Source organism: Phocaeicola sp. GP0067, assembly GCF_031119655.1.
Classification (GTDB): domain Bacteria; phylum Bacteroidota; class Bacteroidia; order Bacteroidales; family Bacteroidaceae; genus Phocaeicola; species Phocaeicola vulgatus.
Genome location: NZ_JAVHZY010000006.1, coordinates 94371 through 115883 on the forward strand (window position 1 = coordinate 94371; position 21513 = coordinate 115883).

General features: G+C 42.9%; 12 protein-coding genes. 10 read left to right on the forward strand and 2 right to left on the reverse strand.

Features of this window, described 5'->3' with window-relative positions; translation table 11 throughout:
* From RE317_RS06825 to nagA, 10 genes are all read left to right on the forward strand, one after another.
* Nucleotides 1-2007 carry a family 20 glycosylhydrolase gene (locus RE317_RS06825; protein ID WP_117696075.1) on the forward strand — a complete coding sequence of 669 codons (2007 nt, stop codon included), beginning with the start codon at nucleotides 1-3 and terminating at the stop codon, nucleotides 2005-2007.
* Between the two features lies 1 nt (nucleotide 2008).
* Entirely contained in the window at nucleotides 2009-2674 is a 666-nt protein-coding gene (locus tag RE317_RS06830; protein WP_012056034.1) for an SGNH/GDSL hydrolase family protein, read from the forward strand.
* Nucleotides 2671-4734 (forward strand): GDSL-type esterase/lipase family protein, encoded by a 2064-nt coding sequence (locus RE317_RS06835; protein WP_012056033.1) that lies wholly within the window; start codon nucleotides 2671-2673, stop codon nucleotides 4732-4734. The genes RE317_RS06830 and RE317_RS06835 overlap by 4 nt, the downstream gene beginning before the upstream one ends.
* 26 nt (nucleotides 4735-4760) lie before the next feature.
* Complete coding sequence (locus tag RE317_RS06840) at nucleotides 4761-7328, forward strand: glycoside hydrolase family 2 protein (RefSeq protein WP_012056032.1); 2568 nt, start codon at nucleotides 4761-4763, stop codon at nucleotides 7326-7328.
* 16 nt (nucleotides 7329-7344) lie between these two features.
* Entirely contained in the window at nucleotides 7345-9669 is a 2325-nt protein-coding gene (locus RE317_RS06845) for a glycoside hydrolase family 20 protein (RefSeq protein ID WP_012056031.1), read from the forward strand.
* Between the two features lie 186 nt (nucleotides 9670-9855).
* Entirely contained in the window at nucleotides 9856-10983 is a 1128-nt protein-coding gene (locus RE317_RS06850) for a cyclically-permuted mutarotase family protein (RefSeq protein ID WP_012056030.1), read from the forward strand.
* Nucleotides 10980-13034 carry a family 20 glycosylhydrolase gene (locus tag RE317_RS06855; protein WP_117796936.1) on the forward strand — a complete coding sequence of 685 codons (2055 nt, stop codon included), beginning with the start codon at nucleotides 10980-10982 and terminating at the stop codon, nucleotides 13032-13034. The genes RE317_RS06850 and RE317_RS06855 overlap by 4 nt, the downstream gene beginning before the upstream one ends.
* Before the next feature lie 26 nt (nucleotides 13035-13060).
* Nucleotides 13061-15313, forward strand: a complete 2253-nt coding sequence (locus tag RE317_RS06860) for a GH92 family glycosyl hydrolase (RefSeq protein WP_005840412.1) — start codon at nucleotides 13061-13063, stop codon at nucleotides 15311-15313.
* A gap of 2 nt (nucleotides 15314-15315) precedes the next feature.
* Nucleotides 15316-17820 carry a beta-galactosidase GalB gene (gene galB / locus RE317_RS06865; RefSeq protein ID WP_008671472.1) on the forward strand — a complete coding sequence of 835 codons (2505 nt, stop codon included), beginning with the start codon at nucleotides 15316-15318 and terminating at the stop codon, nucleotides 17818-17820.
* Nucleotides 17821-17994: 174 nt separating this feature from the next.
* Nucleotides 17995-19158 (forward strand): N-acetylglucosamine-6-phosphate deacetylase, encoded by a 1164-nt coding sequence (nagA, locus tag RE317_RS06870; RefSeq protein WP_008671471.1) that lies wholly within the window; start codon nucleotides 17995-17997, stop codon nucleotides 19156-19158.
* Nucleotides 19159-19226: 68 nt separating this feature from the next.
* On the opposite strand, the gene RE317_RS06875 is transcribed toward nagA, so the two are convergent.
* A complete protein-coding gene (locus RE317_RS06875; RefSeq protein ID WP_008782182.1) occupies nucleotides 19227-19928 on the reverse strand; it encodes a response regulator transcription factor in 702 nt (233 codons plus the stop codon).
* Between the two features lie 22 nt (nucleotides 19929-19950).
* Nucleotides 19951-21384, reverse strand: coding sequence for a sensor histidine kinase KdpD (locus RE317_RS06880; protein WP_008782183.1), 1434 nt, complete (start codon nucleotides 21382-21384; stop codon nucleotides 19951-19953).
* Nucleotides 21385-21513 lie beyond the last annotated feature (129 nt).

The following is a 21513-nucleotide window of genomic DNA, read 5'->3' on the forward strand; positions in this document are numbered from 1 at the left end:
ATGAAACGCAGATTTTCTAGTTTTATTGGTATGATACTGGTTTGTGCTGTAACTATAGCACAAACCAGTATCTCGTTACTTCCTAAACCTCAGTTGTATAAGGATACGGGGAAGAACTTTACTATGGGAAAGGTGAAACTTTCTACTCCGGTGTTGAGGCCGGAGTGGGAAGTTTTTATCATGAATGCAGGTGGTGAGATTGTTGAACACTCGTCATCGGTGATTGAAGTGGAACTGGTTCCGTCTATTGAGGAAGCCAGGCTAAACGGGGCTGAAGCCTATCGTCTTTCTGTTTCAAACAAGCGGATAAAGATAGAGGCTGTAACAGAACAGGGAGTGTATTGGGCTATGCAGACACTTCGGCAATTGGAACGGAAAAAAGGGAAGAGAAGTTCTGTTGCCGGATGTGAGATTGTAGACTGGCCGGCATTCCGGATACGCGGATTTATGCAGGATGTGGGACGCAGTTATATTTCAATGGAAGAATTGAAAAGAGAGATCGAGATTTTATCTCGGTTTAAGATTAATGTATTTCATTGGCATCTTACTGAAAACCAGGCATGGAGATTGGAAAGTAAAATCTTTCCTATGCTGAATGATAGTGTGAATACCATCCGTATGCCGGGTAAATATTATACGCTGGAAGAGGCACGCGATTTGGTGGATTTTTGTAAGAAACATCAGGTGTTGTTGATTCCTGAGATAGATATGCCGGGGCATAGTGCTGCCTTTGTGCGTGCTTTCCGCCATGATATGCAAAGTCCGGAAGGGATGAAAATATTGAAACTGTTGCTGGATGAGGTGTGTGAGACATTTGATGTGCCTTATTTACATATAGGTACGGATGAGGTGGAGTTTACCAATCCGCATTTTGTACCCGAAATAGTGGCGTATGTACGCTCAAAAGGGAAAAAAGTAATATCCTGGAATCCGGGCTGGCACTATAAACCGGGGGAAATAGACATGACACATTTGTGGAGTTACCGTGGAAAGGCGCAACCGGGTATTCCTGCTATCGATTCCAAATTTCATTATCTGAATCATTTTGATGTTTTCGGTGATATTGTAGCTTTGTACAACAGCCGTATTTATGATCAGGCAGAAGGCAGTGAGGACATTGCGGGAACTATATTGGCTTTGTGGCACGATCGTTTGATTGACAATGAGTGGAATCTGGTTATTGAAAATGGCTTGTATCCCAATATGCTTGCTATTGCCGAGCGTGCCTGGAGAGGGGGAGGTACGGAATATTTTGACGGACTGGGTACGATACTTCCACCCGAAGACACGGAAGCATTCAAAGAATTCGCTGATTTTGAAAAGCGTATGTTGTGGCATAAGGAGCATACGTTTAAAGGATATCCTTTCGCCTATGTAAAACAGACTAATGTAAAATGGAATATTACGGATGCTTTTCCTAATGGGGGAGATATGGATAAGGTGTTCCCGCCTGAACAGGAGTTAAAGGATATCTATCATTATAACGGGAATACGTATGGTGTACGTCAGGCAATAGGGGCAGGTATTTATTTACGCCATGTCTGGGGGGATATGGTTCCTGCTTTTTATGCTGATCCTAAGGAAAACCACACGGCTTATGCATATACTTGGGTGTATTCGCCCAAAGACCAGGAAGTGGGGTTATGGGCAGAGTTTCAGAATTATAGCCGTTCGGAGATGGATCTGGCGCCATTGCCTGACAAATGGGATTATAAGGGAAGCCGTATCTGGATTAATGATCGTGAAATATTACCTCCTGTATGGACTGCTACGCATAAGGTGAAAAGTTATGAAGTACCTTTGGGAAATGAGAATTGCGTAGGAAGAGTGCCATTGGCGGTGCATTTAAATAAAGGTTGGAACAAGGTTTTCTTAAAGTTGCCTATCGGCAAGTTTAAGATGGCTGAGACGCGTCTTGTGAAGTGGATGTTTACTGCTGTCTTTGTGACTCCTGACGGAGAAAGGGCAGTAGAGGGATTGATTTATTCACCAGATAAACAAAAATAAAATGAAACGTATTGTCTTATTGTTATTGGGATTATTATTAGCGTTACCCCAGTTTGCTCAGGAACGCAAGTATTCTACTTTTTATGAGCAGAGAGCGACTTTGTTTGAAGAACTTCCGGTTACTTCAAAAGATATTATTTTTTTAGGGAACAGTATTACCAACGGTTGCGAGTGGGCTGAGTTGTTCCAAAATAAGAATGTGAAGAACAGAGGTATCAGTGGAGATATCTGTATGGGGGTATATGACCGTTTGGATCCGATTGTAAAGGGAAAACCGGCAAAGATTTTTTTATTGATCGGTATCAATGATGTTTCTCGGGGAACGTCTGCGGATAAAATTATTTCAGAAATAAGTATGATTGTTCGGAAAATAAAGCAAGAATCTCCAAAAACAAAATTATATTTGCAAAGTGTATTGCCGGTGAATGATTGTTACGGTATGTTTAACGGGCATACATCACGCTGGCAGGTGGTAAAACAAATTAATGATTTGTTGGAACCATTGGCGGTAAAGGAAGGAGTTGCCTATATTGATTTGTATAGTCATTTTGTGGAGAAAGAGACAGGTAAGATGAATCCAGTATACACTAATGACGGATTACATTTATTAGGAAAGGGATACTTGCTGTGGCGTGATATTGTAAAACCTTATGTTGACCAGAAATGAAGAAGACATTAATACTGATTTTATGTTTGTTTCTTTGTACCGTTTCATTTGCACGGAAGCGGGTGAAGGTTGCTTGTGTAGGTAATAGCATTACCTATGGCATAGGTGTATCCGATCCTGATAAGGAGTCCTATCCTGCCCGGTTACAGCAAATGCTGGGTGAAGGGTATACGGTGGAGCGTTTTGGAAAGCCGGGAGCTACGTTGCTGAACAAGGGACACCGGCCTTTTATGCAACAGAAAGAGTTTAAGGATGCATTGGCTTTTGCTGGTGATGTAGTGGTTATTCATTTAGGAGTGAATGATACAGATCCGCGTGATTGGCCCAATTACCGTGATTTTTTTATAGCGGATTATCGTGCACTGATTGATTCGTTCAGAGTGGCGAATCCTGAATGTCGTATTTTGATTGCCCGTCTGACTCCGATTGCCGACCGTCATCCGCGGTTTGAGTCCGGCACACGCGACTGGCATGATGAGATTCAGCTGGCTATAGAAACGATAGCGAAATACGCACAAGTACAGTTGATAGATTTTCATGCACCTTTATATCCATATCCTTTTATGTTACCCGATGCTGTCCATCCTGATAAGGAAGGTGCGGCTGTCCTGGCAAAAACGGTGTATGAAGGCATAACCGGTGATTTTGGCGGTTTGCAAATGCCGGAAATTTATACGGACAATATGGTATTGCAGCATGGGCGTCTGCTGACTATTCAGGGAAAAGCGGATGCCGGTGAGAAAGTGACTGTTTCCATAGACAGGCAGAAACTTCAGGCTGTGACGGGAGCAGATGGAAAGTGGGCGGTGGATGTCCGGCCATTGAAGGCGGGCGGTCCATATACGCTGACTGTTTCTACAGAAAAACGGAAACTGGTCTATGAAAATGTGTTGGCGGGAGAAGTGTGGCTCTGTTCCGGACAATCGAATATGGAGTTTTATCTGAATTGGAGTGCGACTGCCGCACAAGATGTTCCTCAAGCTGCAAATAGCAATATCCGTTTTTATGATATGAAAGCCCGTTGGCGTACGGATGCGGTGGAGTGGGATGCTTCGGTACTCGATTCATTGAATCATCTGCAATATTATAAGGATACACGGTGGACAGTTTGTTCGCCTGAAACAGCCGGTAATTTCTCGGCGGTGGCTTACTATTTCGGAAAGAAATTGCAGGATAGTTTGCAAGTTCCTGTAGGACTGATTTGCAATGCCATTGGCGGATCTCCTACTGAAGCATGGATAGACCGTAGTACATTGGAATATCGTTTTCCGGCTATCTTACGTAATTGGATGCAGAATGATTTTATTCAAGACTGGGTGCGTGGGCGTGCTGCCTTGAATGTAAAGCAGTCTTCCAATAAATTGCAACGCCATCCTTATGAGCCTTGTTATTTGTATGAATCGGGTATCCGTCCTTTGGAACAGTTTCCGGTCAAAGGCTTTATTTGGTATCAGGGTGAGTCCAATGCCCATAATCGGGAGGCTCATGAAAAGTTGTTCGGATTGTTGGTGGAAAGTTGGCGCAAGAATTGGGGGGATGCGGAACTTCCATTCTATTTTGTCCAATTGTCCAGTATAGACCGTCCGTCATGGACTTGGTTCCGTGATAGCCAGCGTCGTTTGATGGCGGAGATTCCTCATACCGGTATGGCTGTCAGTTCAGATAGGGGAGACTCATTGGACGTACACCCCAAACAGAAAAGAGAAGTCGGTGAACGGTTGGCTGCATGGGCTTTGAATAAAACATACGGATATAAAAATGTCATTCCTTCGGGACCGCTTTATAAATCGGTCGTATTTAGTGGAGGTGCGGCTTATATTTCTTTTGATTATGCGGAGGAGTTGTCGACTTCGGATGGGAAATCGCTTCGTACATTCGAAGTGGCAGGTGATGATGGATTATTTTATCCGGCACAGGCTGTTGTTGAAAACGGTAAAATAAAAGTATGGAGTGACAAGGTGAAAGAGCCGGAAACGGTTCGTTACGGATGGCAGCCATTTACCCGTGCCAATCTGGTAAATGGCGCCGGTTTGCCTGCATCCACATTCCGGGCTGAATAGTATATAAATTAATAAAGATAGGTAAGATGAAGAAAACATTAAAAGTTTTGATGATGTTAGGATGCTTTCCGATGATGCTCAGTGCAAAGGAGTATAAGAAGTCAGAGAGTCTGAGTCTTGATAAGGGATGGGAGTTCGCCCAGGTCGGCCGGAATGAATGGTTGCCGGCTACGGTGCCCGGAACGGTACATCAGGATTTGATTTCTCATAATAAGCTGCCCAATCCATTTTATGGGATGAATGAGCAAAAAGTGCAGTGGGTGGAGAATGAGGACTGGGTCTATAAAACTACTTTTAATGTGACGGATGAGCAACTCTCGCGGGATGCTGCCTTGTTGATTTTGGAAGGGTTGGATACGTATGCGGATATTTACCTGAACGGCTCTTTGTTGGAACGTACGGACAATATGTTTGTCGGCTATACTCTTCCGGTAAAAGAGGTGTTGCGGAAGGGAGAAAACCATTTGCAGATTCTGTTTCATTCACCTGTCAAGCAAACTTTACCCCAATGGGAAACCAATGGTTTTGATTATCCTGCTGATAATGATCATAGTGATAAGCGGGTTAGTATCTATAGCCGTAAAGCGCCTTACAGTTATGGCTGGGATTGGGGAATCCGCTTGGTAACCAGTGGTATCTGGCGGCCTGTGACACTGACTTTCTATGATGTGGCACGCATTGATGATTACTATGTACGTCAGGCTTCGGTAACAAAAGATCTGGCGAAAGTTGAAAACCGCCTGACTGTAAACAGTGTTTCTGCAACTCCTCAGAAAGCGGAAGTAACCGTTGCTTATTCTTATAAGGAGGGTGAAAAGGTAACCGAACAGAAAGAGGTGACATTGCAGCCGGGAACAAACCATATTCTTCTTCCCATAGAGATACGGCAGCCTCATTTATGGATGCCTAATGGTTGGGGGGAACCTGCATTGTATGACTTTGAAGCCGTAATAAAGGTGGATGGTAAAGTGATAGCTTCTCAAAAAGAGCGTATCGGACTCCGTACAATAAAGGTGGTGAAAGAAAAAGACGATCAGGGAGAATCCTTCTATTTTGTAGTCAATGGTGAACCTATGTTTGCCAAAGGCGCGAATTTTATCCCGGATGATGCTTTGCTGCCTAACATTACTGAAGAACGTTACCGCCAGTTGTTCAAGGATGTGAAAGATGCCAATATGAATATGATTCGTGTATGGGGTGGAGGAATTTATGAGGATGATGCTTTTTACCAGGCGGCGGACGAGAATGGAATTTTAGTTTGGCAGGATTTTATTTTTGCCTGCACTACTTATCCGTCCGATCCTGCTTTTATGAAACGGGTAGAGGCCGAGGCGGAATATAATATCAAGCGTTTACGGAACCATGCCAGTCTGGCTATGTGGTGTGGAAACAATGAAATTTATGAAGGTATGCGCTACTGGGGATGGGATAAGAAATACACTGATCCCGGTATTATGGAAGGAATGAAGCAGGGCTATGACAAACTTTTCCGTGAGTTGTTGCCTCGTAAAGTAGCTGAACTTGATCCGGACCGTTTCTATATGCATGGTTCTCCGTACGAGGCCAATTGGGGACGTCCCGAAAGTTGGAAGATTGCCGACAGCCATAATTGGGGTATCTGGTATGGTCAGAAACCGTTTGAAAGTCTGGATACGGAAATTCCGCGTTTTATGAGTGAGTTTGGTTTTCAGGCATTTCCTGAAATGAAGACGATTGCTACTTTTGCCTCACCGGAAGATTATGCATTGGAATCGGAGGTGATGAATGCTCATCAAAAAGCCACTATCGGTAATTTCCTCATCAAGAAGACTATGGGACTGTATTATAAAGTGCCTGAAGATTTCGATCAGTTGGTTTATATGGGTTTGGTTTTGCAGGGGGTAGGAGTGCGCCAGGGTTTGGAAGCCCATCGTCGTAACCGTCCCTATTGTATGGGAACTTTATATTGGCAGCTGAATGACAGCTGGCCGGTCGTTTCCTGGTCGAGCATTGATTATTATGGCAATTGGAAAGCGTTGCATTATCAGGCAAAAAGAGCTTTTGCTCCGGTATTGGTAGATGCTGTCAAGGAAGGGGAGGATTTGAATATTTATGTTATGTCGGACAAACTGGAAGCGGATAAAGAGGTGACTTTATTGTTGCGTGTGATGGATTTTAATGGAAAGGTTCTGACTAAAAAGAGTATCAAGGGCGAGGTTCCGGCCAATGCTTCCACCTTATATTATAAGGAACCTTATGCAGGTATGACAACAAGTCCTCAAAATACTTTTCTTCTAATGACATTAAAAAATAAGAAAGGTGAGGTTTTATCCGAAGAAATTTATTACTTTAACCACGCAAAAGATCAGGAGCTTCCGAAGACCGAGATCCGCTATAAAGTGAAGCCGATGGATGGAAAATATGAAGTGACTCTGTCTGCCAGACAGCTGGCCAGGGATGTGTTCATAGAGATTCCTGTTCAGGGTGCGAGATTTACTGACAACTTCTTTGACTTGTTGCCGGGACAGACAAAGAAAGTGATTATTACTTCAGATAAACTGAAGAAGAATGAAAAGGTTGATATAACTATTAAGCAATTAAGTGATACTAACTAATCAATTAATATCTATTATGAAAACTTTAATGGGCCTTGCAGGGCTGACAATGGCAGGTTTTATGCTTTTATCCTGTAACACAGAAGTGAAAGAAGCAAATTATCAGATAATTCCGTTACCGCAGGAAATTTCGGTAATGGATCAGGCTGCTCCGTTTATTTTGTCAAATGGAACTAAGATAATGTATCCGGAAGGCAATGAAAAAATGCAAAAGAACGCTGAATTTTTGGCAAGTTATATCAAAGATCTTACCGGAAAGTCATTGGCTGTACAAGCCGGTACAGACGGCAAAGGAATAATCCTGCAATTAGGTGGAAATGCTGAAAATCCTGAAGGATACCAGTTAAAGGTAACCAGCGACCAAGTGGTTATTTCAGGACCTACGGAAGCCGGAGTATTTTATGGCATCCAGACGTTGCGTAAATCTATTCCGGTAGCACAAGGAGTGGATATCGCTTTACCGGCGGTTGAAATCAATGACTATCCTCGTTTCTCTTATCGTGGTGCAATGTTGGATGTGTCACGTCATTTTTTCCCGGTAGATTCTGTAAAGCGTTTTATTGATATGCTGGCTTTGCACAACATCAACCGTTTCCACTGGCATTTGTCTGAAGACCAGGGATGGAGAATCGAAATCAAGAGTCGTCCTGAACTGACTGAAATAGGTTCTAAAAGAGCGGAAACGGTTATCGGACATAACTCGGGAAAATATGATGGCAAGCCTTATGGTGGATTCTTCACACAGGAAGAAGCAAAAGAAATTGTAGCTTATGCTGCCGAACGTCATATTACGGTTATACCGGAAATTGATATGCCGGGACACATGCAGGCTGCTTTGGCTGCATATCCTAACTTGGGCTGTACTGGTGGTCCGTACGAAGTATGGAAAATCTGGGGGGTATCAGAAGATGTGCTTTGCGCAGGAAATGATGAAACCTTGAAATTCATTGAAGATGTATTAGGGGAAATTATTCAGATTTTCCCATCAGAATATATTCATGTAGGTGGTGACGAATGTCCTAAGGTACGTTGGGCAAAATGTCCAAAGTGCCAGGCTCGTATCAAGGCTTTAGGTCTTAAGTCTGACAAGAATCATACTGCCGAGGAAAGATTGCAGAGTTTCATTATCAATCATGCAGAGAAGTTCCTGAACGGACACGGACGTCAGATTATCGGTTGGGATGAAATTCTGGAAGGCGGATTGGCTCCCAATGCCACTGTAATGTCATGGCGTGGTGTTGCCGGAGGTATTGAAGCCGCAAAACAGAAACATGATGTAATTATGACTCCTAATACTTATTTGTATTTCGACTATTACCAAACCAAGGATATTGCTAATGAACCTGAGGCTATTGGTGGATATGTACCCGTTGAAACGGTATATAACTATGAGCCGATGCCGGCTGATCTGACTCCGGAAGAGCAGAAATACATCATTGGCGTACAGGCCAACTTATGGACTGAATACATTCCTACCTACAGTCAGGTAGAATATATGGAATTACCCCGTATGGCTGCTTTGTCTGAAATTCAGTGGACCATGCCGGAAAAGAAAAACTATGAAGGTTTCTTGAAGCGTTTGCCTCAGTTGGTAGATATTTATGATGTTTATAAATATAATTATGCCAAGCATGTCTTTGATGTAAATGCTGTATTTACTCCTAATCCGAAAGATGGTACGCTGGATGTTACTTTGTCTACTATTGATAATAGTCCTATCTATTACACTTTGGATGGAACGGAACCTTCCGCTGCTTCCCAGTTGTATACGGAAACATTGAAATTGAAACAGAATTGTACTTTTAAAGCGATTACTGTACGTCCTGCAGGAAATAGCCGTGTGGTTACAGAGGAAATTGCTTTTAACAAGGCTAGTATGAAACCTGTCACTATGTTGCAACCGGTAAACAAGCAATATGAATTCAAAGGCGCTCCCACTTTGGTGGACGGATTGAAAGGTAACGGTAACTATAAGACGGGCCGTTGGATTGCTTTCTATAAAAATGATATGGAAGCAGTTATTGATATGCAGCAACCGACAGAAATCAGCAGCGCTTCTATTTCTACTTGTGTGGAAAAAGGTGACTGGGTGTTTGATGCCCGTGCTTTTTCTGTAGCTGTATCCGAAGACGGAAAGAACTTTAAGGAAATTGCTTCAGAAAAATATCCGGCAATGAAGCAGGATGACAAGAATGGAGTGTTCAACCATACGTTGACTTTCGATCCGGTGACTGCCCGTTATGTGAAAGTGACCGCTTTAGCGGAACATAGCATTCCTGCTTGGCACGGTGGCAAAGGAAATCCGGCTTTCTTGTTTGTTGATGAAATTTCATTAAATTGATAGTTATATTCAAATAATGACTGTGTGCCAAAAGTGTGATAGAGTACCGTTGGGCGTGAGGTGGAATGCCTCCGTCCATATGCGTAAGGAATGCTGTGTTTGCGTTGGTGCAATCCGTTTCTGGGGCAAGCGGGATGGCTGATTTGCTTTTGGCACACTTTTTATTATTTGCTTCACCATGAAAACATGATCAGAAAAATAATATATGGCGTTTATGCGATACTGGGCATGATGACAATGGCTGCTTGTAGCGGTCAATCGGATGCTTCTGAAATATCTCTTGAGAAAATGCATGGGTTCCCTACAGAGAATACCGGTTTTCTTAAGGGAGTTTCTGCATTATATGCGGGAGTGATTGAAGGAAATTTGCTGATAGCCGGAGGTTGTAATTTCCCTGATATACCGGTAGCCGATGGAGGAAAAAAAGCTTATTATCGGGATATATATATCGCCCCTTTGTCAAATGATACGGCTTTTGAGTGGAAGAAAATAGGCCAACTGCCTCAGGCAGCAGCTTATGGAGTCACTATTTCTACTGAAAAAGGGTTAATTTGTGTTGGAGGGACTACGGCAACACACAGCTTGTCTGATGTTTTTCTTTTATCTTTGCAAAAAGACACCTTGAAAAGAGATACTTTGCCCTCTTTGCCTGTAACTATGGATAATATGGCAGGTGCATTAGTAGGACATTCACTATATATTGTCGGTGGAAATGTAAATGGCATTCCATCCTCGGCCATGTACATGCTTGATCTGTCGGATTTGTCTGGAGGATGGAAAAGAGAAACAGATATTCCGGGTGAACCCAGAGTACAATCTGTTTGCGTGGCACAAGATGGAAAACTTTATGTGTGGGGGGGATTTGCCCCGGCTGTTGAAGGGCATCAGGCTTCTTTGTCAGTAGATGGATATATGTATTCTCCGGAAACGAAAGAATGGTCATCGGTTGCCACCCCGTATGATGCGGAAGGTAATGAGATCTCTTTAGGTGGTGGAATGGGAACCTCTTTTGGCGAGGGTATGATATTGTGTGCCGGAGGAGTTGATAAGGATATATTCTTAAAAGCTCTGCAAGGTATTTATGCGGGAAAAGAATATTTGTCACATCCTGTAGAGTGGTATCGGTTTAATAGAAACCTGCTGCTCTATCATCCGCAGACGGATAAATGGACTACATTAGGCGAATATGAACAAGGTGCGCGTGCCGGAGCTGTAATAGTTTCGCAGGACGGATTTCATTACATTATTAATGGAGAATTGAAACCAGGCATTCGTACTAATGAAATTAATAGAATTAAAGAAAAGAGAAGATGAGAAGATTGATTATATTGGCGGAAGTTGCATTGGGCTTGCTGTTTGCAAGTTGCACGAAAGAAGAGCAACGCACACTTTCTGTTATTCCCGCACCATTAAAGGTGGAATTACAGCAGGAAGTGTTTTCATTGAATTCGGAAACAGGGTTATATATAGATGCGTCTGAGGGGGACAAGAAGATTTTGGAAGATTATCTGGTGGCTTCTTCCATGAATTTGAAACCGGTAATAGCAGAAGAGGGACATAATGTTGTCTTGAAACAAGTGGCGGAACTGCCGGAGGTAAACTCTTCCGAGGGATATGTTCTGACGGTAACTCCTGATCAGGTACTTATTCGTGCAACTTCCGGGGCAGGATTGTTCTATGGAGTTCAGACTATGCTGCAAATGGTTGATGAAAAAGGATTGCCGGCAGGAGTCATTACAGATGAACCCCGTTTTGCTTATCGTGGCTTTATGATGGATGTTTCCCGTCATTTCTTCGATAAGGAATTTATAAAAAAGCAGATGGATGCTTTGGCATATTATAAATTGAACCGTCTGCATCTGCATCTTACTGACGCTGCGGGCTGGCGTCTTGAAATAAAAAAATATCCCCGTCTGACAGAATTTGCGGCATGGCGTGAGTTTCCTACCTGGAAAGAATGGTGGAATAACGGACGACGGTATGAAGAAGAAGGCAGTAAAGATGCTCACGGAGGTTATTATACTCAAGATGATATCCGCGAACTGGTGGCATACGCTCAGGAACGTTTTATTACTGTTATTCCTGAGATAGAGATGCCTGCGCATTCGGAAGAAGTACTGACTGCTTATCCTGAGTTGTCTTGTACACACGAACCTTACAAACAAGCCGATTTCTGTGTCGGTAATGAAAAGACTTTCGAGTTTCTGGAAAATGTGTTGACAGAGGTAATGGAACTTTTCCCGTCCGAATATATTCATATAGGAGGGGATGAGGCAGGTAAAGCCTCATGGCCCACTTGCAAACTGTGCCAGGCACGTATGAAAAAAGAAGGCTTGAAAGATGTGAACGAGTTACAGAGTTATCTGATTCATCGTATTGAGGTCTTTTTGAATGCCCACGGACGTAAATTATTGGGTTGGGATGAAATATTGGAAGGTGGTTTGGCACCTAATGCCACTGTCATGTCATGGCGTGGCACGGAAGGGGGAATGAAAGCGGTTGATTCCGGCCACATGGCTATTATGAGTCCGGGTGAGTTCTGCTATTTTGATTCTTATCAGGATGCTCCTGATTCCCAGCCGGAAGCAATAGGAGGCTATCTGCCTTTGTCCAAAGTTTATTCATTTAATCCTGTACCCGATACTTTGAGTGCGGATAAAGTCCAGTTGGTGTATGGAGTACAAGCTAATTTATTCACAGAATATATTCCGACTCCGGAACATGCGGAAATGATGATTTATCCTCGTATTCTTGCCTTGGCGGAAGTTGCTTGGAGTGCCCCTTCTGTGAAGAACTATGATGATTTTCATGTTCGTGCATTGAAAGAGGTAGAGGCATTGAAAGCTGAAGGATACCATCCTTTTGAATTGAAAAATGAGATAGGAAATCGTCCGGGAGCGGATCAGCCCGTACAGCATTTGGCAGTAGGTAAGAAAGTGGCTTACGGACCGGATGCCGCTTATTATCCCGGCTATTCGGCCGGTGGTGACAGTGCCTTGGTAGATGGTGTGATCGGAGGCTGGACTTATGGTGACAGGCGTTGGCAAGGTTTTATAGACAAGAAAAGAATGGATGTGACCATTGATATGGAAAAAGAAACAGAAATTCATTCTGTTGGAGCAGACTTTATGCAGGTGTGTGGACCTGAAGTCTTTATACCTTCAGAAGTGATCATTTCCGTTTCCAATGATGGTAAGGAGTTTACGGAACTGAAGCGCATGGAGCATAAAGTAGTGAAGGATGACAAAGTGACTTTCATCAACTTTGGTTGGGAAGGAAATGCCAAAGCACGTTACATACGTTATCAGGCATCTTCGGGCGAATTCGGAGGTTTCTTGTTTACAGATGAAATTGTAGTGAAATAATAGAACTTATATAAACAACAAATAGCATGAAGAAACAAATTTTGTTATCGGCTGTTCTGGCTTGTATCTCAGTTTTTTCTGCGGCAGCACAGAAAGAGCCGGTAGATTATGTAAACCCTTTTGTGGGTACTACTAATTACGGTACGACAAACCCCGGAGCATTAACCCCTCATGGAATGATGTCGGTGACTCCTTTCAATGTGATGGGGGTTCCCGAAGGGGATAAGGATAAAGACAAGCAATGGTGGTCCACTCCATACGAATTCAATAATAAATATCTTACCGGCTTTGCGCACGTTAATCTTAGCGGGGTAGGCTGTCCGGAATTGGGATCATTGTTATTAATGCCTACCACCGGCAAACTGGATGTGGATTATCATAATTATGGAAGCTTCTATCAAGGTGAAACTGCAAATCCGGGTTATTATACCAATATACTGGATAAATACAATGTGAAATGTGAACTGACTGCCACTCCACGTACCAGTATGGCACGCTTTACTTTTCCTGCCGGACAAAGCAATATCTTGTTGAATCTGGGAGAGGGATTGACCAATGAGAGTGGTGCTACCGTTCGTTTTGTAAACGACCGTGAGATTGAAGGTACCAAATTGTTGGGAACTTTCTGTTATAATCCTCAGGCGGTATTTCCTATCTATTTTGTAATGCGTATCAACAAAGTACCGGCAAAACGCGGTTATTGGAAAATGATGCGTCCGATGGGTGTGGAGGCGCAATGGGATGATACGGCCGGTAAATACAAACTCTATACTGCTTATACAAAAGAAATAAGCGGAGATGATATAGGAGTGTGGTTTACTTACGATACCACGGCGGAAGAAGTGATTGAAGTCAGTATGGGCGTGTCTTTTGTCAGCATAGAGAATGCCCGTTTGAATCTGGAAAAAGAACAGCCTTTCGGTACAACATTCGACAAACTGCGTGCGGAAGCCCGTAAGAAATGGAACGATGATCTTTCCCGTATCAAAGTGGAAGGTGGAACGGAAGAGCAAAAAGGAGTATTCTATACCGCTATGTATCACACGATGGTTCATCCGAATATTTTGCAGGATGTAAGCGGACAATATCCACAAATGGAGGGAGATAAGATTTTGACCACCAACCGTAACCGTTACACGGTATTCTCATTGTGGGATACTTATCGTAACTATCACCAGTTGATGACTTTGGTATATCCGGAGCGTCAGATGGATATGATTCACACCATGATGGGCATGTACAAGGAACACGGATGGTTCCCGAAATGGGAATTGTATGGTCGTGAAACATTGACGATGGAAGGTGACCCTTCTATTCCTGTTCTGGTAGACAGTTGGATGAAGGGATTGCAAGACTTTGACATTGACGAAGCTTATAAGGGAATGTATAAGTCGGCCACTACTCCGGGCAAGGATAATCTGATGCGTCCGGATAATGATGATTATATGTCCAAAGGGTATGTGCCGATGGAAAGTCAGTATGATAATTCGGTTTCTCATGCTTTGGAATACTATGTTGCCGACTATGCACTTTCTACCTTGGCGGAGGCTTTAGGTAAGAAAGAAGATGCGAAATTGTTCCGCAAACGTTCTATGGGCTATAAAAATTATTATAGCAAGGATTTCGGAACCTTGCGTCCGATAACTAAAGAAGGCAAATTCTATGAACCGTTTGATCCGAAAGAAGGAGCTAATTTTGCACCTAGTCCCGGTTTCCATGAAGGTAATGCATGGAATTACACTTTCTTTGTGCCTCATGATATCAATGGCTTGGTAAAGTTGATGGGGGGCGACAAGAAATTTGTTGATAAATTGCAAAGCGTGTTTGATGAAGGGAATTATGATCCGGCCAATGAACCCGATATAGCCTATCCTTACCTGTTCAGTCGTTTCAAAGGTGAAGAATGGCGTACACAGAAATTGGTGAAGGAATTGTTGGCTAAGTATTTCACAACTAAGCCGGATGGAATTCCCGGCAATGATGATACGGGTACAATGTCTGCATGGGCTATATTCAGTATGATGGGATTCTATCCGGATTGTCCGGGTGTGCCCGAATATACATTGACCACTCCTACTTTTGATAAAGTGACCGTTCAGCTTGATCCTAAATATTGGGGCAAGAAAGAATTGGTTATCAAGAAAGAAGGACAAGGGGATTATATAAAGGAAATCAGACTGGGCAATAAGAAAATTAATAAATATTTGATTTCGCATGATGATTTGATCAAGGCAGGTGAAATTACTTTTATAGTAACAGAAAATCCTAATAAGAAATAACTATGAATACGAAACGATTTTTGTGTGCTGCGTTAGGAGCTGTTTGTTATTTTGCTTTTTTGCAAGCGCAGGTACGTACAGAGCAGACTTTCGAAAAAGGGTGGAAATTTACGCGTGAAGATAATGCGGAATTTGCCAATCCCGGTTATAATGACAGTAAATGGCAGAACGTCACCGTTCCTCATGATTGGGCGATTTATGGTCCGTTCAGTATCAATAACGACAAGCAGGAAATGGCTATTACTCAAGATGGACAGACCGAGGCGATGGAACATGCCGGACGTACCGGAGGTCTTCCGTTTGTAGGAACCGGATGGTATCGCCTGAACTTTGATGCTCCTGGTTTTGAGAAAGGCAAGAAAGCGACTTTGATATTTGATGGAGCAATGAGCCATGCCCGTGTTTATGTGAACGGGCAGGAGGCCGGTTATTGGCCCTACGGTTATAATTCTTTTTATGTGGATGCGACCCCTTATCTGAAACCGGGTGAGAGGAACGAACTGGCAGTCCGTTTGGAAAACGAGCCTGAATCATCACGTTGGTATCCGGGGGCCGGATTGTACCGCAATGTTCATCTGGTAATCAATGAAGATACGCATATTCCTGCTTGGGGGACGTCTGTTACCACTCCTGTGGTGACAGACAAATATGCAAAAGTGTCTTTGAAAACTTCTTTGGTTAGCCCTGAAGGAGCTAATAAGGATAATTACCGTATTGTGACGCAGATCAAGGATAAAAACGGCAAAGTGGTTGCTACAGGGGAAAACAAGTTGAGTGTTTTTGATAATGCTTTGTTTGAACAGGAGTTTGCAGTGGCTAATCCTGAGTTGTGGAGTCCTGATACTCCGGTTCTTTATACAGCTGAATCCAAAGTATATGAAGGGAATACCTTGAAAGACGAATATACCACCCGCTTTGGTATCCGTACTTTGGAGATTGTCCCCGGCAAGGGCTTTTTCCTGAATGGAAAGCTGACCAAATTCAAAGGGGTATGTAACCATCATGACTTGGGTCCGTTAGGCGGTGCTGTAAATGATGCCGCTATACGTCGTCAGATTCGTATTCTGAAAGATATGGGTTGTAATGCCATTCGTACTTCTCATAATATGCCGGCACCCGAATTGGTGGAGGCTTGTGATGAAATGGGTATGATGCTGATGGTGGAGTCTTTCGACGAGTGGAAATCGGCAAAGATGGCCAACGGTTATCATAAAATATTTGATGAATGGGTGGAGAAGGATCTGACTAATCTGATCCGTCATTACCGTAACAATCCGAGTATTGTTATGTGGTGCATCGGTAACGAAGTACCCGACCAGTGGAATGGCAATAACGGACCAAAGCTTTCGCGTATGTTACAGGATATCTGTCATCGTGAAGATCCTACCCGTCCTGTAACACAAGGTATGGATGCGCCTGATGCTGTAGTAAATAATAATATGGCTGCTGTGATGGATGTGGCCGGTTTCAATTACCGCCCTCATAAATATCCAGAAAACTATAAGAAATTGCCTCAGCAGATTATTCTAGGTAGTGAAACAGCTTCTACAGTAAGTTCGCGTGGCGTCTATAAATTCCCTGTTGTCCGTCAGGCTATGAAGAAATATGACGATCATCAGTCTTCTTCTTACGATGTGGAACATTGTGGTTGGTCCAATTTGCCGGAGGATGACTGGATTTGGCATGAGGATAACGCATGGGGTATCGGAGAATTTGTATGGACGGGCTTCGATTATTTGGGCGAACCGACTCCTTATTATACTGATTGGCCCAGCCATTCTTCTTTGTTCGGTATCATCGACCTGGCCGGATTGCCCAAAGACCGTTACTATCTGTATCGCAGTCATTGGAACAAAGATGAAGAAACGCTGCATATCCTTCCTCATTGGACATGGCCGGGACGTGAAGGAGAAGTGACTCCTATCTTTGTTTATACAAATTATCCGTCGGCAGAAGTGTTTATCAATGGCAAGAGTCAGGGTAAGCGTACCAAAGATTTGACTGTAACGGCTGAAAATAGTGCGGATTCTGCTTCCATAGCAGATTTCAAACGCCAGAAACGCTACCGTTTGATGTGGATGGATACAAAGTATGAGCCGGGAACCGTAAAAGTGGTTGCCTATAATGAGAAGGGGGAAGCTGTGGCCGAAAAGGAAATCCATACGGCAGGCAAGCCCGACCATATAGAACTGGTTGCAGATCGCAATGAAATAAAGGCTGATGGCAAGGATTTGTCATTTGTCACAGTAAGAGTGGTGGACAAAGAGGGTAATCTTTGTCCCGATGCGCAGCATCTCATCAAGTATTCTGTAAAAGGTGCGGGAACCTATCGTGCCGGTGCAAACGGAGATCCCACTTCATTGGAACTTTTCCATGTTCCGCAGATGAAAGTGTTTAACGGAATGATGACTGCTGTTGTGCAAAGTACTGATAAACCAGGAGAAATCATATTGACCGCAACAGGTAAAGGACTTAAATCAGGTAGGCTAGTTTTAATGAGTAAGTAAAAAGATTTGTTTCAATTTCCACTATCTGTGCCCCGCTTGATTTTATTAAGCGGGGCTTATTTATTAAAAAAGTTGGAAAATAATTGGGGAAATCTGTTTTAGAAAGTGAAAAAGTTGCTATTTTTGTTGGCAAATTTAATATGCCAATTAAAAATTCTAACTTATCATAGTATCATGTTGACCCAAATCATTAACGCAAAGATTCTTACCCCACAGGGCTGGTTGAAGGACGGATCTGTCCTTATGCGCGACAATAAGATTTTAGAAGTTACCAATTGTGATTTAGCTGTTATCGGAGCCGAGCTGATTGACGCTAAAGGTATGTATGTTGTTCCCGGTGGTGTGGAAATCCATTGTCATGGTGGTGGTGGCGGTGATTTTATGGAAGGTACGGAAGAGGCTTTCCGTACAGCCATTAATGCTCACATGAAACATGGTACTACCAGTATTTTTCCAACGTTGTCTTCTTCTACCGTACCGATGATTGAGGCAGCTGCCGAAACTTGTACCAGGTTGATGGCGGAACCGGACAGTCCGGTACTTGGTCTTCATCTTGAAGGGCATTACCTTAATATGAAGATGGCAGGCGGTCAGATGCCTGAAAACATAAAAGACCCGGATCCGAAGGAATATATCCCTATTGTAGAGAAGTGGGGCTGTATCAAGCGTTGGGATGCTGCACCCGAATTGCCGGGTGCTATGCAGTTTGGTAAGTATATCACAGGAAAAGGCATCTTGGCTTCTGTGGCACATACACAGGCCGAATATGAAGATATCCGTGCAGCCTGGGAGTCCGGTTATTCTCATGCTACACATTTCTATAATGCGATGCCGGGCTTCCATAAGCGTCGTGAGTATAAATATGAAGGTACAGTAGAAAGTATTTATCTGATAGACGATATGACAGTGGAAGTGGTAGCCGATGGTATTCATGTTCCTCCTACTATCTTGCGCCTGATATATAAGATTAAGGGTGTGGAACGTGCTTGTGTTATTACCGATGCTTTGGCATGTGCCGCCAGTGAAAGCAATGTAGCTTTTGACCCTCGTGTCATTATCGAGGATGGTGTGTGCAAATTGGCCGACCGTTCTGCTTTGGCAGGCAGTGTGGCTACCATGGACCGTTTGATCCGTACCTTGGTGCAAAAGGCAGAAATCCCATTGGAAGATGCTGTCCGTATGGCTTCGGAAACTCCGTCCAAGATTATGGGAGTATATGACCGCAAGGGCTCACTTCAGAAAGGCAAAGATGCCGATATCTTGATTCTTGACCAGGACTTGAATATCCGTGCCGTATGGGCAATGGGCAAGCTGGTCGAAGGAACTTGTACATTATAACAAAAGTGCTTTCAGCTATTTGAAACTCTTTATAGTTTGCCTTTCTGAATGAAATGAAGAATGACGAACTATAAAGAGTTTTCTTGTCCTTTTTCAGTGTGTAACACATACCCCTTCTTCATCAGTGATTCTATCTTCACGCTGGAATCATTGCGCAACGCTTTTCGTAAATAGGTTATTTGTACATTCAATGCCAGCGAATTGGCATAGGATGAAGTTCCCCATACATGTTTCAAAAGTATTTCCCGGTCTACCGGAACATGGAGGTTTTTAGCTAGTATTCGAAGTATCTCAGCCTGTCGGGAAGTAATCAGTACCTTGTTATTTCCCGTCCTTATTTCATTGGTGGTATAGTTAAATGTACTTTTTCCGAATGTATAGCTTTCTGTTTCAATTCTGTTGTTTGCACATTGAAACCGTTCACGGATACGTGCCAACAGCTCTTCGGGATAAAAAGGCTTTGCTAGATAATCATTGGCTTGCAGATCAAAGCCTTTCAGACGGTCGGCTTTATCGCTACGGTCTGAAAGAAAGAAAATAAGTACCTGATGATTTTGTCTCCGTATTTTTGCCGCTACCTCGAAGCCGTTCAGTTCGGGCATATTGATATCAAGCAATACCAAATCAGGCCTTATTAAGGGAAATTGTTGTAAGGCAATGCTTCCGTTTCCTGCGTAAGTAACTTCATAGCCTTCTGCCTCCAAAAAACGTTTTAAGAGCATGGAGTATTTTAAATCATCATCTGCGAAAAGTATTTTGATTGTTTTCATCTTATGTGGATTGTTGAAATGATTATTGAGGTAGTACAATACTGAAAGTCGTTCCTTTACTCGGCTGGCTGGTCAAGGATACATGTCCGTGGTGTGCTTCGGTGAGGAGCTTTACGTAACTTAGTCCTAGTCCTATACCCGGTATATTTCGGTCCGGTATATGGTTGCCGCGATAAAACTTATCAAAAACCTTGCTTTGCTCTGCTGGCGGAATTCCAATTCCGTTATCTGTTATTTGTATAGTAAGGGTGTGTTCTTTCTGTATACAGGATAAATCAATCCGGACTTCTTTGCCGGAGTATTTGATGGCATTCTCTATCAGGTTGCTGATGATGTTGGCAATATGTACCGGGTCAGCGGTGACCAAAGTGGATTTCATTTCATAGTGCGGATGGATGGTAACCTTTTTATTGGTAGGAACATTGACCAGCCGGATTAATTTATCTACGGTTTCCCGTAAATCAAAAGTACGGATGTGGAGAGGCGTGTGTTCATAGTCAGCCCGTGTCATATCCCTTACTTTGGCCAGGTAGGCAGAAAGATTGTCCAGTTCAAACATGGAATCCTTTACTACTTCATCCATTGCTCTTTCGTCTGTACGCATGGACTTGTTGTTGAGAAAGGCAATACACATTTTCAAGGTCTGTACAGGGCGTTTCAGTTCATGTATCATGGTATTTACAAAGCTTTTTCTCATTTCGTCTATTTTCCGTTGTTTCAGAATGGTCTTGATCTGGTAGATAAGACAGAATACCAAAAGCAGAACTAATATCAGGCTACCCAACAGCTGCCATGCCATTTGCTGGAGCAGGGAGGGGAAAGGTATCTGTATGGATGCCGTCAATGCCTGTTTAAGTAAAGGATTATAAGGATAAGCAATATACATTTCAGGTTTGAACAATCGGGTGGAAGAGGTATAGCTTCCATGCCACAGGATAGAATCAGTCTGTATCAGTCTGATATTTGTCAGTTTTATTTGGTTGGCTTGTAATAGTGAATCAAATTTTCCGGCTTGGAAGGGGTGAGTCATCTCGGCTCCATAGCGTGTGGCTGCATCAAATAGAATTTCATTGGAAATGTTCTCTACCCGAAAACTGTCGCGGACTATAACGCTGTCCTCATTCAACAATGCATTCTGTTTTATTAACGAATCCAGATTATCAATTTCACTTTGTTGTCTATAAAAACTAATGATGCAGGTTGTTTTGCCGTTTTGGTTCACCGAATCCGGCATTTCTATTTTGTAGCTCAGTGTATATTTGTGGTTGTTAGTCCGTTTGTCATAGCGTGTATTCATTTCTTCTTTTTCCAATTGCAGTATTTGTTTATGCAGTTCCTGCATGAATGTTTTCGTTGAATAGCAATATTGGTGGTGAAGCCAATAACCTTGACCACCTATTATCAATATAGCTGTAATGATAGTCAGTATCCATACTGTTTTTATTCTTTTTTCCATCTTTTCTTTTTTTGTTAAAGCAAAGGTACGGGCTATCCTTGGATATGCAATGTACACGAGGATTGTTTTTTTATCGGCGTAATATTTCAGTAATAACTTTGTGGTATCGGGAAGGAGGGAAGGACTTAG